The sequence below is a fragment of the Acidipropionibacterium virtanenii genome (assembly GCF_003325455.1).
Lineage (GTDB): Bacteria > Actinomycetota > Actinomycetes > Propionibacteriales > Propionibacteriaceae > Acidipropionibacterium > Acidipropionibacterium virtanenii.
Map to the genome: position 1 here is coordinate 3,018,457 of NZ_CP025198.1, position 17,508 is coordinate 3,035,964.

Here is a 17,508-nt window from a genome sequence, read left to right on the forward strand (position 1 = left end):
GAGAGTTACCTCCGGTTGTCGGGACGATCAGGGCAGGATCCACGCCAGCACGGGCGTGGACATGAGTCCGGCCAGGATGCACATCAGCACGATCAGCAGGATCGAGTACTTGAACACCTTGCGCAGGATGATCGACTCCCCACCCATCAGGCCGATGGCGGTGGCGGCCACGGTCAGCGACTGGGGGGAGATCATCTTGCCGACGACGCCGCCGGCGGCACCGGTACCGACCAGCAGGTGGCGCATGCCGTCGACGCCCAGGTAGCTGCCCTGGCCGATCTGCTGACCGACGGTCGACTGCAGGTTCGAGAAGAGGATGTTGGCCGAGGTGTCGGAGCCGGTGACGTAGGTGCCGATCCAGCCCAGCGACGGGGCCAGGAAGGGGTAGACCGCACCGGCGCCGGCGATGAACAGGCCCAGGGCCAGGGTCTGGCCCGAGTCGCCCATCACGTAGGCCAGGGCGACCACCATGCCGATGGTCAGGGCCGAGAACTTCATCTTGACGATGTTGGCCCACAGCTCCTTGAAGATCGCACCGAACGACATCCGGTAGATGAGACCCACCAGGATGGCCACGATGGCCAGCAGGAACCACGGCTGCGACGTCAGTTGCCAGGTGTAGGTCTGGTGGCCGGCGGCCTCTCCGGCGGCGTTGAGCAGGTTGCCCGACAGCAGCGGCCACTTCATGGCGAAGTCCGCCTTGGCGAGCACCCCCTTGACGGCCGGGACGGCTGCGACGGCGAAGACGACGATCACCAGGATGTAGGGCACCAGGGCCATCATGATCTTCTTGCCGGTGAGGTCGGAGGTGTCGACGTGCTCGGCCTCGACGGCCTCGGTCTCGATGGAGGAGTCCATCGGAATGCCGATCCGGGTGGCGGCCTCGTGACCGCCCTGGGGCTTCCAGAACTTCAGGAAGAGCATCGCCAGGGCCACGGTGATGATGGCGGCGAAGATCTCGGTGAGGTTGTACAGGGCGGTCGAGGCGACGACCCACTTGGTGGCGCCGAAGACGATGCCGCAGAACAGGCCGAAGGGCCACACCTGCACCACGCCCTTCTTGCCGTCCATGATGGCCAGCATCAGGAAGGGCACCACCAGGCAGAGCAGCGCGCAGATCCGGGCGGAGACCGGGGCGACGTCGAGGACGTCCAGACCGGAGGTCTTGGCGGCCTGGAGCACCGGCAGCCCGACCGCGCCGAAGGCGACCGGGACGGTGTTGGCGACCAGGGCGGTGACGGCGCCGCGCAGCTTGCCGAAGCCGATGCCGATGAGCATGGCGGCGGCGATCGCCACGGGGGCGCCGAAGCCGGCGAGGGCCTCCAGCAGGCCGCCGAAGCAGAAGGCGATGAGGATGCCCAGCACGCGCGGGTCGTCGCTGATGAGGAAGAAGGTCTTGCGCAGGTCGTCGAAACGTCCGGAGACCACCGTCAGCTGGTACATCCAGATCGCGGCGACGAGGATCGCGACAATCGGAAGGATGCCGTAGAGGAAACCCTGGACGCTGCTGGAGAATGCCATGCCGAACGGCATCTTGAAGGCCGTGATCGCAACGACCAGGGCCACCGCCCAGGAGAAGATGCCGGCCCAGTGGGCCTTCCACTTGAGCGCGCCCAGCGTGATGAGCATGGCCAGCACGGGCAGGAAGGCGACCAGGGCGGACAGCCACTGGCGCCCCAGGGGGTTGGTATCAGGCCTGAAGGCCTCGAGAAGAACCATCGAAACTCCGTTGTTCCGCCGTACGAGTAGGGGTCATGGGTGCGTATGGCGGGTCCCGAAGCCCCCGGCGTGTGAGCATTGGTCCTACCAAACCACTACAGTACGTCGTAGCCGCGCGCAGCGTCAAGAACTTCGTGCATGGCAGTTCGGGCGAGATGAGCCTTCGTTCATCGATGATCATCGCCCGCCTCTGAATCTCCCGGAGGGCGCCATTTACGTGCGGATCAGGGTGCTTAATTCGACAGTGTTGAAATCCGGCCCGGGAAGCGCTCGCTCAGCCGGGTGGGGACCCGGTTCTGATGCGTAAGCTGTGCGCCGTCCAGCACCGGACCCCGCCGAAGGGCCACAATGGGCGGTACGATCGCCGGTCGCGGCCGCGCCCCCCCAGCACCCCGGGTCGGCCGCTCCGGCACGAGCGGAGGCGGACAGTGATGACAGCACGCGGAGACGGACGAGATGACGATGTCCTCAACCGCGCCACTGACATCGAGGAGGGTATCGGCGCCGAACCCGAGGCCGCGGGCGAGGACGTCCGCACCTACCGTGGATTCGATGTGGCGTTGAGCTTCATCGACTCCCAGATCCTCACCGGCGTCTACGCCAACGGCACCCGGCTTCCCGCCGAACGCGATCTGGCCACCCGGCTGGGGGTGAGCCGCGGTGCGGTCCGGGAGGCGATCCGGGTGCTCCAGGCCCAGGGGATCCTCGTGTCGGGAACCGGGCGGGGCAACGGCACCCGCGTCCAGGCGCGGCCCAGCAACGCGATCGGGCGGATCCTGCGCCTCCAGCTGGCCCTGGATGTCGTCTCCTTCGCCGACCTCACCGAGACCCGGGTCGCCCTGGAGCGTGCGGCGTGCGCAGCGGCTGCCAGACGTCGTGAGCCCAGGCCACTGGCCGAGGCCGCGAAGCTGCTCGAACAGATGCGCTCCGTGGAGAACCCCGACCTGTTCAACGAGCTGGACACGGCCTTCCACGTGGCTCTGGCCGAAGCGGGCGACAACATCCTGATGAGCGACCTCACGGTGGCGATCCGCAAGTCCGTGGAGACCCCGATCAGCGTGGCGGAGCACACCCTGACGAGCTGGCCCGCGTTGCGCGAGATGCTCGTCACCCAGCACGGGCAGATGTTGGAGGCCATCTCCGACGGGGACGCGGACAGGGCCGCCCAGGTGAGTGAGGAGCACATCCGGGTCGCCTATCAGAAACTCCTGTACGGCATGGACTGACGTCCCGCCCAATCCCGGCTCCCCACCGACGTCCCATCCGGCTAAGCGTCATCCCCCGGTTTCCGGCCCCTCCCCGGCCAGCCCTCCAACCCCATTTTCGCAAGGCCTGATGCCCATATTTGCATTGATGGGACCCCCGTGTGAACGTCCGCTCAGGCCGGGTCTACTATCTGGTGTAGTTGAAAATCGCGGGCGCACAGCGCCCCGACCCACGACTCAGCATTGATCCACAGAGCAGTCGGCACAGCCGCTACGAGGGAGAAGTCAGGCATGACCACGGAAACTTCGATCACCCCTGGAGGTCCGGCCGCCGCACCGGATCGTCAGGACCTCACGCACAGGCCGGATCTGGCGACCACCACCGGGCGCGTCGCCCCGGTGAGATCTCGGCGTCCCGTCTACCTGGACATGCTTCCCCCGTGCAACGCCGGATGCCCCGCCGGGGAGAACATCCAGGAGTGGTTGCGCCTCATCAAGGCCCACGACGAGGAGCGGGCCTGGCGCCAGCTCACCGCCGACAATCCCTTCCCCGCCATCCACGGCCGCGTCTGCTACCACCCCTGCGAGGTGGCCTGCAACCGCGCGGACCTGGACGGCGCCGTCTCCATCCATTCCGTGGAGCGCTACCTGGGCGATGTCGCCATCGAGAAGGGCTGGACCTTCAAGAAGCCGGAGGCGCGCTCGGGCCACCGCGTCCTGGTGATCGGCGCCGGCCCCGCCGGACTGTCGGCCGCCTACCACCTGGCCATGATGGGCCACGACGTCGAGATCCATGACGGCGGCGACGCGGCCGGCGGCATGATGCGCTACGGCATCCCGGAGTACCGGCTGCCCCGCGAGGTGCTGGACGCCGAGATCGGCCGGCTCGCCGACATCGGCGTCAAGACCGTCCTCAACCACAACGTCACCGACCTGGCCGAGGAGAAGGCCGCCGGACGCTTCGACGCCGTCTTCGTGGCCATCGGCGCCCACCTGTCCAAGCGCGTCGACATCCCCAACCAGGACGCCTCCCGGATGGTCGACGCCGTGAGCTTCCTGCATCAGGTCGGCTCCGGCGAGAAGCCGATCATCGGACGCCGGGTCGCCGTCTACGGCGGCGGCAACACCGCCATGGACGCCGCCCGCGTGGCCAAGCGGCTGGGCGCCGAGGAGTCCATCGTCGTCTACCGGCGCACCGCCGACCAGATGCCGGCCCACTCCGAGGAGCGCGAGGAGGCCGAGCGCGAGGGCGTCCAGATGAACTGGCTGCGCACCATCACCGACGTCGGCGACGACCTCACCGTCGAGGTGATGGAGCTCGACGAGGACGGCAAGCCGCACGGCACCGGCCGTTTCGAGAAGCTCGAGGCCGACACCGTCATCCTGGCCCTGGGGCAGGAGGCCGACACCGGCTTCCTCCACAAGCTGCCCGGCATGCGGTTCAAGAACGACGTCGTCGACGTCAACCCCTCCACCCTGATGACCGATATCCCCGGCGTCTTCGCCGGAGGCGACACCGTCCCCTCCGAGCGCACCGTGACGGTGGGCACCGGCCACGGCAAGCGGGCCGCCCGCCAGATCGACCGGTGGCTGCGCCGCGACGAGTCCTACCCGGCCCCCAAGGACACCGTCGTGGGATTCAACGACCTGAACCTCTGGTACTTCGGCGATCACATGCGCCGCCACCAGCCCGAACTCGATCCGACCCAGCGCGTCAACTTCGACGAGGTGGTCGGCGGCCTGGACGAGACCCAGGCGCACTTCGAGGCCGGCCGCTGCCTGTCCTGCGGCAACTGCTTCGAGTGCGACGGGTGCTTCGGCTCCTGCCCCGAGGACGCCATCATCAAGCTCGGCCCCGGCCACCGCTACGAGTACGACTACAACAAGTGCACCGGCTGCGCCACCTGCTTCGACCAGTGCCCCGTCCACGCGATCCAGATGGTGCCCGAGGGCACCCCGATCGAGTCGATCCCCGGTGCCGGCAATCCCACCCCGGGATGGGCGGTCCGCCCCGAGCCCAGTCCTGCGCACTACGACGGCGCGGCACGAGCGGCCGCGGAGCAGTCGGCCGCCTCCGGCAACACCATCCCCCAGAACTGAGCCCGAGAGCGAAGAGAGAAGAACCAGAAATGGAACGCACCCGGATCATCGCCGACGGCAACACCGCCGCCGCGTCAGTCGCATACCGCTGCAACGAGCTCTGCTCGATCTACCCCATCACCCCCTCCTCGCCGATGGCCGAGACCGCCGACGAGTGGTCCGCCGCGAAGCGGACCAACATCTGGGGAGACATCCCCACCGTCATGGAGATGCAGTCCGAGGGAGGTGCGGCCGGCGCCCTCCACGGAGCCCTCCAGGGCGGCGCGCTGACCACCACCTTCACGGCCTCCCAGGGCCTGCTCCTGATGATTCCGAATATGTACAAGATCGCCGGTGAGCTCACCAGCACGGTCTTCCATGTGGCGGCCCGCTCGCTGGCCGCCCAGGGTCTGTCGATCTTCGGCGATCACCAGGACGTGATGGCCTGCCGCCAGACCGGCTTCGCGATGCTGTGCTCGGCCACCGTCCAGGAGTGCCACGACATGGCGCTCATCAGCCAGGCCGCCACGATGCACTCGCGGGTCCCCTTCATGCACTTCTTCGAGGGGTTCCGCACCTCTCACGAGCTCAACGTGCTGGAGACCCTGTCGGACGACGACATCCGCGAGTTCATCACCGACGATCTGGTGCACGCCCACCGCGACCGCGCCCTGTCGCCGGCCCACCCGTTCATCCGCGGCACCGCGCAGAACCCCGACATCCACTTCCAGGCCCGTGAGGCCGCCAACCAGTACTACGAGAAGGTGCCCGGCATCGTCTCCGGACTGCTCGACCAGTTCGCCGAGCTGACCGGACGCCGTTACAACCTCGTCGAGTACTACGGCGATCCCGAGGCCGATCAGGTCATCGTGGCGATGGGCTCGGGCGCCAAGACCGTCCAGCACACCATCGAGCACCTCAACAAGGAGGGCCACAAGGTCGGCCTGCTGCTGGTGCGGCTGTTCCGTCCCTTCCCGGCCTCCGAGATCGTCAAGGCGATCCCCGAGACGGCCCGCACCGTCGGGGTGCTGGATCGCACCAAGGAGCCCGGCTCCGAGGGCGAGCCGCTCTTCCTCGACGTGGTGAGCGCACTTTCGCAGGCCGTCTCCCGCGGCACCCGCCGGACGATGCCGATCGTCTCCGGCGGCCGCTACGGCATCTCCTCGAAGGACTTCACCCCCGGCATGGTGGCCGGCATCGTCGACGAGCTGGGACTCGACCATCCGCGTCCCCGCTTCACCGTCGGTATCGACGACGACGTCACCCACCTGTCGCTGCCCTGGCACCATCTCAACATCGAGAGTCCCAAGGTGGTGCGCGCCCTGTTCTACGGCATGGGTTCGGACGGCACCGTCGGCGCCAACAAGAACACCATCAAGATCCTCGGCTCCGAGCCGGGAACCTACGCCCAGGGCTACTTCGAGTACGACTCCCGCAAGTCGGGTTCGCGGACCACCTCTCACCTGCGATTCGGGCCCGAGCCGATCGAGTCGCCCTACTTCGTGGACCAGGCCGATTTCATCGGCGTCCACAACTTCAACATCCTGCAGTCGATCGACGTCCTCAAGGCCGCGCACGAGGGCACCACGGTGCTGCTCAACGCCCCCTACGACGCCTCCGAGATCTGGGATCACATCCCCGATTCGGCCCAGCGCCAGATCATCGACAAGAAGATCAGCCTGTGGACCATCGACGCCCTGCCGGTGGCCCGCAAGGTGGGCCTGCGCAACCGCACCAACACCATCCTGCAGACCTGCTTCTTCGCGATCTCGGGTGTGCTGCCCCGCGACGAGGCGATCGTCAAGATCAAGGACTCGATCCAGAAGACCTACGGCAAGAAGTCGCAGAAGATCGTCGAGATGAACCACGCCGCCGTCGACGCCTCGCTGGAGCACCTCCAGCAGGTGACGGTGCCCGACCGGGTCACCGCGTCCCACGGCCTCACCGCGCCGGTCCGCCCGGACGCCCCCGATTTCGTCAAGGACGTCACGGCCCGGCTGATCGAGGGCGCCGGCGACCTGCTGCCGGTCTCCAAGGTGCCCGATGACGGCACCTACCCCGCCGGCACCACCAAGTACGAGCAGCGGACGCTGTCGGACATCATCGCCGAGTGGGATCCCGACGAGTGCATCCAGTGCGGCAACTGCGCCTTCGTGTGCCCGCACGGCGTCATCCGCTCGAAGTACTACCCGCAGTCCGCTCTGGAGGGCGCCCCGAGTACTTTCCAGACGGCATCGCTGAACGCGGCCGGCCTGCCCGAATCCAACTACACCCTGCAGATCGTGCCCGACCAGTGCACCGGCTGCGGGCTGTGCGTGGAGGCCTGCCCGGTCAAGCCGACCGCCCACCCCGACCGCAAGGCGATCAACCTCGAGGAGCACCTGGACAAGACCACGCAGCGCGAGAACGTCGAGTTCTTCGAGTCCCTTCCGGTCAACGACCGCTCCCGCGTCGATTTCGCCACGGTGCGCGGCACCCAGTTCCTGGAGCCGCTGTTCGAGTTCTCCGGGGCCTGCGCCGGCTGCGGCGAGACCCCCTACGTCAAGCTGGTCAGCCAGCTCTTCGGAGACCGCGCCGAGGTGGCCAACGCCACCGGCTGCTCCTCGATCTACGGCGGCAACCTGCCGACGACGCCGTGGGGCAAGAACGCCGACGGCCGCGGCCCGGCCTGGTCGAACTCGCTGTTCGAGGACAACGCCGAGTTCGGCCTGGGCATGCGGCTGGCGGCCGACGTCCAGTCCGGGCTGGCGGAGACCCGCCTCAAGCAGCTGTCCGACGGGCTGGATCCCGAGCTGGTCGACGGGCTGCTGAACGCCCCGCAGCTCACCGAGCACGACCTGCAGTCCCAGCAGGAGAGGGTGCACACCCTGCAGTCGATGCTGACGGACATGGAGCAGACCCCGCAGGTCCGCGATCTCGCCTCGGTCGCCGATCACCTGCTGCGCCGCTCGGTGTGGATCATCGGCGGCGACGGCTGGGCCTACGACATCGGTTCAGGCGGCGTCGATCACGTGCTCGCCTCGGGCCGCGACGTCAACATCCTGGTGCTGGACACCGAGGTGTACTCGAACACCGGCGGCCAGGCCTCCAAGTCGACGCCGATGGGTGCGGTGGCGAAATTCGCCACCGCCGGCAAGCCCACCTCGAAGAAGGACATGGCCATGCAGGCCATCGCCTACGGATCGGTGTACGTGGCCCGGGTGGCCCTGGGCGCCGACCCGCAGCAGACCCTGCGGGCCTTCCGCGAGGCGGAGGCCTACCCCGGCCCCAGCCTCATCATCGCCTACAGCCACTGCATCGCCCACGGCTACGACCTCAAGAACGGCCTGGACCAGCAGTACAAGGCGGTGCACTGCGGGCACTGGCCGCTGATGCGCTACAACCCGGTGCTGGCTGAGGAGGGGCGCAACCCCTTCCTGCTGGACTCCCCCCGCCCCGACGTCACCTGGCGCGAGTACGCGAAGCTCGAGCTGCGCTACAAGATGCTCTCCAAGACCGATCCGGACGGTGCCGAGCGCTTCCTCGACCTGGACCAGAGGTCGGTGGAGCGCCGCTGGGCGGAGTACGAGGAGATGGCCACCCGCGGCGCCGAGAGGTTCTCCTTCGACGCTCGGACCTCCGAGTTCGCCGCCGCGTCGACGCGCGCCTGAGCCTGCCACGCCGGGGGCCCGGGACGCCGTTCCCGGGCCCCCGGCCCCGACTCGTCACATCTATCGAGAGGCACATCAATGAGCGTCGATCTGAGCACCACATACCTCGGCCTTGGCCTGCGTTCGCCGCTGGTCGCCTCGGCCGGACCCATCCAGCAGAACCTCGACGGCGTCCGCGCCCTGGCCGATTCCGGCGTCGGCGCGATCGTCATGTACTCCCTGTTCGAGGAGCAGGTGCGCCACGAGGAGGCCCGTCAGGCCGAGATCGAGCTGGAGTACGCCGACTCCTTCGCGGAATCGCTGTCCTTCTTCCCGACCGTCACCAGCAATGCGGGCGGCATCACCAATGAGTACCTGGCCCATCTGGAGGCTTCCGCCAAGGCGGTCGACATCCCGGTGATCGGCTCCCTCAACGGGGCCACCAACGGCGGCTGGGTGGAGACCGCCCGCCGCATGCAGGACGCCGGCGCGGCGGCCGTGGAGTGCAACATCTACATGGTTCCCGGCGATCTCAGCACGGCCGGCTCCGAGGTGGAGGAGCGCCACGTCGAGATCGTGACGGCGGTGCGCGAGGCCGTCGGCATCCCGGTGGCGGTCAAGCTGTCGCCGTTCTTCTCGGCGCCGGGCAACATGATCTCGCGGCTGGACGCCGCTGGCGCCGACGGCCTGGTGCTGTTCAACCGGTTCCTGCAGCCCGATATCGACGTCGAGAAGCTCGAGGTGGTCCCCGGGGTGTGGCTGAGCCACCGGTCCGACTCCCGGATCCCGCTCACCTGGATCGCCAGCCTGTCGGGGCGCCTGCACGCCTCCCTGGCGGCGACGTCGGGGGTGGAGACCAGCGACGACGTCATCAAGTACCTGCTGGCCGGGGCCGACGTCGTGATGACGACGTCCTCGCTGGTGCGCCACGGCGCCTCCTACGCCAGGGCCCTGCTCAACGGTCTGGAGGAGTGGCTGGCCCGCAAGGAGCTGACCCTCGACCAGACCCGCGGCCTGCTGGCCGTGCCGGCCGACGCCTCCAGCTCGGAGTACGAGCGCAACGGCTACGTCGCCGCCCTGGAGAAGGCCAAGTCCACCTACGGGGCCTGACCGGCCGCCGATCAGCCTCTCAGCCGACCGTCGCGCGCAGCCGGTACTCCATCTGGGCGGCCAGATCCGCCCAGGTCATGAGCCCCGCCCGCATCGTGCGGTCCAGGGCATGGGCCCAGGACAGGTCGCCGTCGCGCCAGGGTTCGGCCTCGTTGAGCGCCTGGAGACCGATCATCGCCTGGGCGCCCGAAGTGGTCACCTCGACCAGGCGCACGGGCCAGCCGATCTCTGCGCAGATCCGCTCCTCGGCATCGTGCCAGGCCTGCTCGTCGGCCCCCGAGATGCAGTAGCACCAGTCCTTGCGCACATAGACAGTGACGACCGGGGCCAGTGCCTCCTGGTGCCACCCCAGGGGCCTGGAGACGCCGGCGCACGCCAGGATCTCCTCGATCTGCCCGGATCTGGCGACCAGTACCGCGCCGAGCGGCGACTGATCGGCATGTGTCTCGAGATCCTGTGCGCCTGAATACTCACCAATGGTCATTCCCCTCACCTCGCTTCGTTGCGTCTTCCGGGGACCTCTCAGGATACTCTGGCTCCGGTCACAGCGGATGGTACGAGCGTGTGCATCTGCCAGTTCAATCCGCAGACGCCCGTCATGGGGACGGGCGCCCTCCGCCCAGATCGTCCGCCCGGCCGGCGAACCGATCCGTCTGGAACAGCCGGCAGAAGGTCTGGAGCCCCTCTTCGGAACCCCCGGGAACGCATCGATCCTGAACGCAACAGCCGCGGCCGCCCAGGAACTGGGCGGCCGCGGCGTGCTGATGATTGACGACTGATCAGGTCATCGACCGATCAGTCCGGCTGGCCGGGATCAGGCGCGGGTCACTGGACCGCGTAGTAGACGGTGGCCACGCCGTCCCCGCCGATGGCGCTCATCGCCGCGGTCGACAGGTCGAGGCAGCGCCCGGCGATGTAGGGACCGCGGTCATTGATCCGGACCGTGACCGTCTTTCCGTTGGACTGATTGGTGACCTTGACGACGCTTCCCAGCGGCAGGGTCTTGTGGGCCGCGGTCATCTTCGACGGGTCGAAGGTCTCCCCGGACGCGGTGGGGCCGCCGGCGGTGCCGTCGCCCTCGCCATAGGTGGAGGCCTGGCAGCTGTTGCCGCTGGTCAGGGGGCTGCCGTCACCGCTCGAGGACGATGACGAGGAGCCCGACGAGGAGGACGAGCCGGAACTGGACGAGCTGGACGAGGGGGCCTTCGTGCCGACCTTGGTCACCTGGGTGACCGGCGCCTTCGTCTGCTTGGTGGCCGTCTTCTTCTGGGAGACGAGCTTGCCGTCCTTGTAGATCAACTGCCAGGTCTCGACGTTCTCACCGTTGACGCCCTTGGTGGTGATCTCCGTGTCGCCCTTGGCCATCGAGGCGTCCTTGACGGACTTCTTGTCGAAGTCCAACGAGATCTTCTTGGTGGTCTGCTTCTTGTCGATCTGCGACCAGGTGATCGCCATGCCCTTGGTGAGCGGGGTGTTGAGGCCGTGGCTCACCTGGTCGTCGGAGTCGTACTGGACGCCGGCCTTCTTCAGGGCGTCGCCGACGGTGCCGACGAGCTTCACGGCATGCTTCTTGCCCTTGGCGGTGACGCTGACGTCCTTGGCGGTGGTGACGTCGAAGTCCAGTCCCTTGCGAGAGATCCCGGCCGAACGGCTCACCGAGACGACGTTCAGCGGATCGTCCAGACTCAGCTGGCTCAGCGCCGTGCTCACCGAACGGGCGGTGGTCCAACGGGTGACCTTCTTGCCGTCGACATCGACGGTCAGCTTGCGACCGTAGTTGACGGCGATGCGCGTGCCGTCGGCGGTCCGGGTGCCCAGCGCGGGCTGGACGGAATCGTGGGTATTCACCGTGATGCCCTGGGCCTGGAGGGCCTGGGCGACGGTGCCCGGCTTGACCTTGGTCTGCTGGGTGACGCCGTCGATGGTGATGGTGACATCGTTGCGGTCCAGGACCTTGGCCATGGTGAGGCCGCCTGCGCTGGTGAGCGTGACGGCGCCTGCGACGGCTGCGGCAACTACTTTAGACATTCAACTTCTTCGACGTCGGGGGGCCGGGGCCCACGTATCTGGGAACTTGATGCCGGAGGCCCTGGGGGCCGGCGACGGCCTCAGATTACGGCATCTGCGCGAGAAAACCAAAAAAATCCTGAGAATCGTTCAGAAACGCTTGTCCCAGGGATACTGACAGGGCCACACGGAGGGCCCACGATGCGCTCTGCAGCGGCATCTCAGGGCCCTTCGAAGGGTCGCCCCTCAGTCTCTCAGCAACTGGCCGGCACCTCAACCCCGACCTGCCTCCCGGTCCCCGGTTTCCCGGCGTCCCCACTGACCGGACTGCCCACCGCCCACAACCGATTCTCCCACCGCCCAGAACCGACGCAGCGCCAGAGTCTGCACGCCGCGCCAGGTATTTCAGGCGCGGCGTGCAGACTCTGGCGCTGCGTCAGGAAGAAGCGTCTGACGCGCCGTGGGTGGGTGGGTGGGGCCGTGTCCGGACAGGTGTCGGAACGATCAGACGGTACGGATCTCCTGATGGAAACGGGTCAGTCTCAGGCTGTTGGTCACCACGAAGACCGAGGAGAAGGCCATCGCCGCGCCGGCGACCATCGGGTTGAGGTAGCCCAGAGCCGCCACCGGGATGGCGACGACGTTGTAGGCAAAAGCCCAGAACAGGTTCTGGTGAATCGTTCTCAGGGTCGCCCGCGACAACCCGAGGGCGTCGACGGCCAGGCCCAGATCGCCCCGGGTCAGGGTGATGTCGCTGGCGGCGATGGCGACGTCGGTGCCCGTCCCCATCGAGACGCCCAGATCGGCCCCGGCCAGGGCGGCGGCGTCGTTGACGCCGTCGCCGATCATCGCGACCTTGCGGGGCCGTCCTCCCGTTCCCGTCTGCCCCTGCAGCTCCTTGATCACCGCGACCTTGTCGGCGGGCCTGACGTCGGCATGCACCTCGTCGATGCCCACCTGGGCGGCGACGTGGCGGGCCGCGCCCTCGTTGTCGCCGGTGAGCAGGACGGTGCGCACCCCTGCCGCGTGCAGCCGGGAGATCGCCTCGGCAGAGGTGTCGCGGACGGTGTCGGCGACCAGCAGGGCGCCGAGCAGCTGCCCCGACGCCGCGACCATGACGACCGTGCGCCCCTGGGATGAGGCGGCGTCCACGGCCGCGGCGAGGGCCGCCGGGACGTCGACTCCGGCGTCGCGCATCAGGGCGGGGTTGCCGGCCATGCAGGCGTAGCCCTCCATCTCGGCCCTCACGCCGGCCCCGGCGAGGGCCTCGAATCCGGTGACGGCCGGGACGTCGAGCCCGGTCTCGCGGGCCCCCTCCACCACGGCGCGACCGATCGGGTGCTCGGAGCCGGTCTCCAGGGCCGCCCCGACGGCCAGCAGCTGTGCCGCCGACTCGTCGTCCATCGGCTGCCCCGAGGGGTCCAGCAGCCCGGCCACGCTCATCCTCCCGGTGGTGACGGTGCCGGTCTTGTCCATCACGACGGTGTCGATGCCGTGGGCGCGCTCCAGGGCCTCGGGGCCGCGGATGAGCACGCCCATCCGGGCGCCGCGTCCGGTCCCGGCCAGCAGCGCGGTCGGGGTGGCCAGGCCCAGGGCGCAGGGGCAGGCGATGATGAGCACCGCCACCGCGGCGGTGAAGGCGGCCGTGGCGCCCTGGCCGAGCAGCAGCCACACCGCGAGAGTGACGACGGCCAGCGCGATGACGGTCGGCACGAAGACCGCCGAGACCCTGTCCGCCAGGTCCTGGGTGGCCGAACGGCCCACCTGGGCCTGTTCGACGAGCCGGGCGATCTGGGACAGCTGGGTGTCGGAGCCGACGGCGGTGGCCTCCACCACCAGCCGTCCGGAGGTGTTGACGGAAGCACCGACGACGCGGGTCCCCGGCGTCACCTCGACGGGGACGGACTCGCCGGTGACCACGGAGGCGTCGACGGCCGACGCCCCCTCCACGACGAGGCCGTCCGCGGCGACCTTCTCCCCGGGCCGCACGACGAACCGGTCGCCGACGGACAGGGCTTCGACGGGAGCCTCCCTCTCAGTGCCGTCGTCAGCAAGGATGCGCACGGTCTTCGCGCCCATCTGGGCCAGTGCGGCCAGCGCCGATCCGGCCTCGCGGCGGCTGCGGGCCTCGATGTAGCGCCCGGCGAGGATGAAGGTGACGACCCCGCAGGCCGCCTCGAAGTAGATCGCCGAGCCCGCGGCCTCCCGGGTGAGGGTGAGGCTGGCGGCATGGCGCATGCCGATCATCCCGGCGTGGCCGAAGATCATCGCCCACAACGACCAGATCATGGCCGCCAGGGAGCCCATCGAGATGAGGGTGTCCATGGTGGTGGCGCCGTGCTTGAGGTTGGTCCAGGCGGCACGGTGGAAGGGGAAGCCGCCCCACAGCACCACCGGGAGGGCCAGCACCAGGGCGACCCACTGCCAGCCGGGGAACTGGATGGCGGGGACCATGGAGACCACGATCACCGGCACCGAGAGAATCGCGGAGACGACGAGCCGGGTGCGCAGTTCGGCAGCCCGGTCCACGGGCCTGGAGTCGGGTGTGGGGATGGTGGCGCCGTAGCCGGCGTTCTCGACGACGGTGATGAGGTCGTCGGGAGTGATCTCGGTCGGCGCCAGGGCGTGGGCCTTACCGGTGGCGTAGTTGACGGTGGCGTCGACTCCGCCGACCTTGTTGAGCTTCTTGGTGATGCGGGCGGCGCAGGAGGCGCAGCTCATGCCCTGAATGTCCAGATCGATGGACCGGCGGGAGGAGGGCGCCTCAGCGGTCCGCCCGTCAGTGCTCGTGACAGTCATCGGGAGTCCTTCCGGAGCGCTCCCGGAGCCCGCGGCGGGCTCCGGGAGGGCGGTGTTCAGATATTCAGCTGTGCAGGGCCGAGATCAGTGGTTGAGGAGCTTGCCGATCAGGCCCGGCTTCTGTCCGGCCTCCTGAGTGGCATCGGCGGCGTGGACGTGGGAGTGCTGCTCGGCCTGGTGGTGGCCGCAGCCGCAGGATTCGCCCTCGGAATGGGCGACGTGCTTCTCCGCGGCGTCGGAAGAGTGGTGATGACCCTCGTGGCCGCCGCAGCCGCAGGACTCGGCCTTGGCCTCCTGGTGGTGGCCGCAGCCGCAGGATTCGCCCTCGGAATGGGCGGCGTGCTTCTCCGCGGCGTCGGAAGAATGGTGATGGCCGTGGCCGCCGCAGCCGCACTCGCCGCCCGGATGGCCGGCGGTGTCCAGGGTGGTGGCCCTGGCGACGGTGTAGTCACCGGCCTCGTCGACGGCGTCGGCGATCTTGGCGAAATCGATCTCGGCGTCGGAGGACACGTCCATCGAGCCGGTGGCCAGGGACACGGTCACGTCCTGGACGCCGTCGACGGCCGAGACCTCCTTGGTGATCGAGTTGACGCAGTGCTCACAGGTCATGCCGTTGATCGTGTAGGTCTTGTTCATATGGGTTCTCCCGGGTGTGTTGGTTGATTCAGTACCGCGGCCGTTCAGGAGCGGACTGGTCATTCAGGACCGGACTGGTCATTCAGGACCGGACGAGGCGAGCGATCGCCTGATTGGCCTCTGCGATCTTGTCCTCGGCCTCCTGGCCACCGGCCTGGGCGGCACGGACCACGCAGTGGTTCATGTGCTCGGACAGGAGCTCCAGAGAAACCGATTTGAGGGCCGAACTGACGGCCGAGATCTGGGTGAGGATGTCGATGCAGTACTTCTCGTCATCGACCATCCGCTCCAGTCCGCGGACCTGGCCCTCGATACGGCGCAGACGCCGCAGGTGAGCCTCCTTGTTGCCCAGATAGCCGTGCTGCGCGTGCTGGGCCTCCTCCGGAGACCCGGTCTCGGCGTTGCAGGCGATGCAGGTCGTCTCGTCCACGCTCATTGTCCACCTCCACCCGGGACTATACCCCTGGGGGGTAGGTGGGCCAAGCCCGGGCCGGCAACAGGATCCAGGGATGCGACACGCTGTCCCACAGGGACTTTCGCTCCTGTGGACAAGTCCGGCGAGGGTGTGGATCACCGGCCCGCAGAGCCACTTTCCGCACCCTGGCGGGGAGCCGTCCTCACGACCTTCCGCGCCCGGGCATCCTTTCCACCTGGTTCTGGACTTTCGGCGAAATACCTTGTCAAAGCACATTTCTGGGCGTGTCGTCAACAGGGACGGGGCAGTTCTCCCCAGCTCTGACCCAGCTTGTCCCCAGCTCTCCACAACGATCCGGCCGTTGTCCACAGGGGTTGTGGACAACTCGTGTGGATCTGGACTTTCGTCGACTGTCGCCCGAGCCCGAACTGTGCAAGAATCACACGCCGACGTCTACTCCTTGTATCTTGCAGGACTCCCTAGACTTGCCCCGCGAAGGAGGCTCGATGTCACAACCTGCCGGGCCGGGTCAGGGGCCGATCGGGATCGACCGCACCCCGCCGCAGGATCTCGAGGCCGAGCAGAGCGTCCTGGGCGCCATGCTGATGAGCAAGGAGGCCATCGCCGACGCCGTTGAGATTCTCAAGCCGCGCGACTTCTACCGTCCCGCCAATGAGATGGTCTTCAACGCGATCCTCGATCTCTACGGCCGCGGCGAGCCCGCCGACCCGGTGACCGTGGCCGACGAGCTGTCGCGCCAGGGCCAGCTGGAGCAGTGCGGCGGCCACGTCTACCTGGCCGATCTGCTCTCCAGCGTCTCGGTGGCGGCCAACGCCGCCTACTACGCCGCCATCGTCCGCGACAAGGCCGTGCTGCGGCGTCTGGTGCAGGCGTCGATCAGGATCGCCCAGATGGGCTATCAGGGCCAGGGCGAGGTCAACGACATCGTCGACCAGGCCCAGCAGGCCCTCTACGAGGTGACCGAGGGCAAGACCAGCGAGGACTACCACCCGCTGTCCGAACTCTTCGAGTCGACCTTCGACGAGATGGAGGCGATCGAGGCCCGGGGCGACTCGATGGCGGGCATCCCCACCGGATTCGCCGATCTGGACGATCTCACCAACGGCTTCCAGCCCGGCCAGATGATCATCGTGGCCGCCCGCCCCGCGATGGGCAAGTCCACCCTGGCGCTGGACTTCACCCGCGCGGCGGCGATCAAGCACGGGCTGACGTCGGCCATCTTCTCCCTGGAGATGGGCCACTCCGAGATCGTCATGAAACTGCTGTCGGCCGAGGCCGGGGTCGAGCTGTCGCGGATCCGCGGCGGCAAGCTCAACGAGGAGGACTGGCAGCGTCTGGTGGCCAAGACCACCCAGATCTCCCAGGCCCCGCTGTTCATCGACGACTCCCCCAACCTCACGATGATGGAGATCCGCGCCAAGTCGCGCCGGCTCAAGGAGCAGCACGATCTGAAACTCGTCGTCATCGACTACATGCAGCTGATGAGTTCGGGCAAGCAGGTGGAATCCCGCCAGCTGGAGGTCTCGGAATTCTCCCGCCAGATCAAGTTGCTCGCCAAGGAGCTCGGCATCCCGGTGATCGCGCTGTCCCAGCTGAACCGAGGCCCCGAGCAGCGCACCGACAAGCGCCCCATGATGAGTGACCTGCGAGAGTCCGGCTCTCTGGAGCAGGACGCCGACATCGTCATCCTGCTGCACCGCGAGGACGTCTACGACCGCGAGTCCACCCGGGCCGGGGAGGCCGACTTCATCGTCGCCAAGCACCGCAACGGCCCCACCGCCACCATCTCGACGGTCTTCCAGGGCCACTACTCCCGCTTCGTCGACATGCAGCAGCACTGAGGCTCGAGTCCCGCGCGCATTTCACTCGCTGGAGGCCCCGTTCCCGG

General features: G+C 68.1%; 10 protein-coding genes and 1 pseudogene. 5 read left to right on the plus strand and 6 right to left on the minus strand.

Features of this window, described 5'->3' with window-relative positions:
* Window positions 1-27: 27 nt before the first annotated feature.
* Complete coding sequence (locus JS278_RS13985; protein WP_114045727.1) at window positions 28-1,719, minus strand: L-lactate permease; 1,692 nt, start codon at window positions 1,717-1,719, stop codon at window positions 28-30.
* 431 nt (window positions 1,720-2,150) lie between these two features.
* Between JS278_RS13985 and JS278_RS13990 the strand changes: the two genes are divergently transcribed.
* The 4 genes from JS278_RS13990 to JS278_RS14005 all read left to right on the plus strand — a co-directional run bounded on the left by JS278_RS13990 (window position 2,151) and on the right by JS278_RS14005 (window position 9,742).
* Window positions 2,151-2,945, plus strand: a complete 795-nt coding sequence (locus JS278_RS13990) for a FadR/GntR family transcriptional regulator (protein WP_114045728.1) — start codon at window positions 2,151-2,153, stop codon at window positions 2,943-2,945.
* A 270-nt stretch (window positions 2,946-3,215) separates the two neighbouring features.
* A complete protein-coding gene (locus tag JS278_RS13995) occupies window positions 3,216-5,024 on the plus strand; it encodes an NAD(P)-binding protein (protein WP_245935124.1) in 1,809 nt (602 codons plus the stop codon).
* A gap of 29 nt (window positions 5,025-5,053) precedes the next feature.
* Window positions 5,054-8,653, plus strand: a complete 3,600-nt coding sequence (gene nifJ, locus JS278_RS14000; RefSeq protein WP_114045729.1) for a pyruvate:ferredoxin (flavodoxin) oxidoreductase — start codon at window positions 5,054-5,056, stop codon at window positions 8,651-8,653.
* A gap of 78 nt (window positions 8,654-8,731) precedes the next feature.
* Window positions 8,732-9,742, plus strand: a complete 1,011-nt coding sequence (locus JS278_RS14005; RefSeq protein ID WP_114045730.1) for a dihydroorotate dehydrogenase-like protein — start codon at window positions 8,732-8,734, stop codon at window positions 9,740-9,742.
* Between the two features lie 19 nt (window positions 9,743-9,761).
* On the opposite strand, the gene JS278_RS14010 is transcribed toward JS278_RS14005, so the two are convergent.
* From JS278_RS14010 to JS278_RS16835, 5 genes and pseudogenes are all read right to left on the minus strand, one after another.
* Entirely contained in the window at window positions 9,762-10,226 is a 465-nt protein-coding gene (locus tag JS278_RS14010; protein ID WP_114045731.1) for a hypothetical protein, read from the minus strand.
* A gap of 341 nt (window positions 10,227-10,567) precedes the next feature.
* Window positions 10,568-11,770 carry a septal ring lytic transglycosylase RlpA family protein gene (locus JS278_RS14015; RefSeq protein ID WP_114045732.1) on the minus strand — a complete coding sequence of 401 codons (1,203 nt, stop codon included), beginning with the start codon at window positions 11,768-11,770 and terminating at the stop codon, window positions 10,568-10,570.
* A gap of 483 nt (window positions 11,771-12,253) precedes the next feature.
* Window positions 12,254-14,548 (minus strand): heavy metal translocating P-type ATPase, encoded by a 2,295-nt coding sequence (locus tag JS278_RS14020; RefSeq protein WP_114045733.1) that lies wholly within the window; start codon window positions 14,546-14,548, stop codon window positions 12,254-12,256.
* A gap of 171 nt (window positions 14,549-14,719) precedes the next feature.
* Window positions 14,720-15,184, minus strand: a pseudogene (locus JS278_RS14025) (heavy-metal-associated domain-containing protein); the annotation flags it as partial.
* Window positions 15,185-15,266: 82 nt separating this feature from the next.
* On the minus strand, window positions 15,267-15,620 hold the full coding sequence (locus JS278_RS16835; RefSeq protein ID WP_245935125.1) for a metal-sensitive transcriptional regulator: 354 nt from the start codon (window positions 15,618-15,620) through the stop codon (window positions 15,267-15,269).
* Between the two features lie 485 nt (window positions 15,621-16,105).
* Here JS278_RS16835 and dnaB point away from each other — a divergent pair, with 485 nt between their 5' ends.
* Window positions 16,106-17,461, plus strand: coding sequence for a replicative DNA helicase (gene dnaB / locus JS278_RS14035; protein WP_114045735.1), 1,356 nt, complete (start codon window positions 16,106-16,108; stop codon window positions 17,459-17,461).
* The last annotated feature ends 47 nt before the right edge of the window (window positions 17,462-17,508 follow it).

Excerpts from the sequence above, each read along its gene's own strand:
- JS278_RS13995 (WP_245935124.1), top strand. The coding sequence starts at position 3,216 with ATGACCACGGAAACTTCGATCACCCCTGGAGGTCCGGCCGCCGCACCG.
- JS278_RS14020 (WP_114045733.1), bottom strand. The coding sequence starts at position 14,548 with ATGACTGTCACGAGCACTGACGGGCGGACCGCTGAGGCGCCCTCCTCC.
- nifJ (WP_114045729.1), top strand. The coding sequence starts at position 5,054 with ATGGAACGCACCCGGATCATCGCCGACGGCAACACCGCCGCCGCGTCA.
- dnaB (WP_114045735.1), top strand. The coding sequence starts at position 16,106 with ATGTCACAACCTGCCGGGCCGGGTCAGGGGCCGATCGGGATCGACCGC.
- JS278_RS16835 (WP_245935125.1), bottom strand. The coding sequence starts at position 15,620 with ATGAGCGTGGACGAGACGACCTGCATCGCCTGCAACGCCGAGACCGGG.
- JS278_RS14005 (WP_114045730.1), top strand. The coding sequence starts at position 8,732 with ATGAGCGTCGATCTGAGCACCACATACCTCGGCCTTGGCCTGCGTTCG.
- JS278_RS13990 (WP_114045728.1), top strand. The coding sequence starts at position 2,151 with ATGACAGCACGCGGAGACGGACGAGATGACGATGTCCTCAACCGCGCC.
- JS278_RS14010 (WP_114045731.1), bottom strand. The coding sequence starts at position 10,226 with ATGACCATTGGTGAGTATTCAGGCGCACAGGATCTCGAGACACATGCC.
- JS278_RS13985 (WP_114045727.1), bottom strand. The coding sequence starts at position 1,719 with ATGGTTCTTCTCGAGGCCTTCAGGCCTGATACCAACCCCCTGGGGCGC.
- JS278_RS14015 (WP_114045732.1), bottom strand. The coding sequence starts at position 11,770 with ATGTCTAAAGTAGTTGCCGCAGCCGTCGCAGGCGCCGTCACGCTCACC.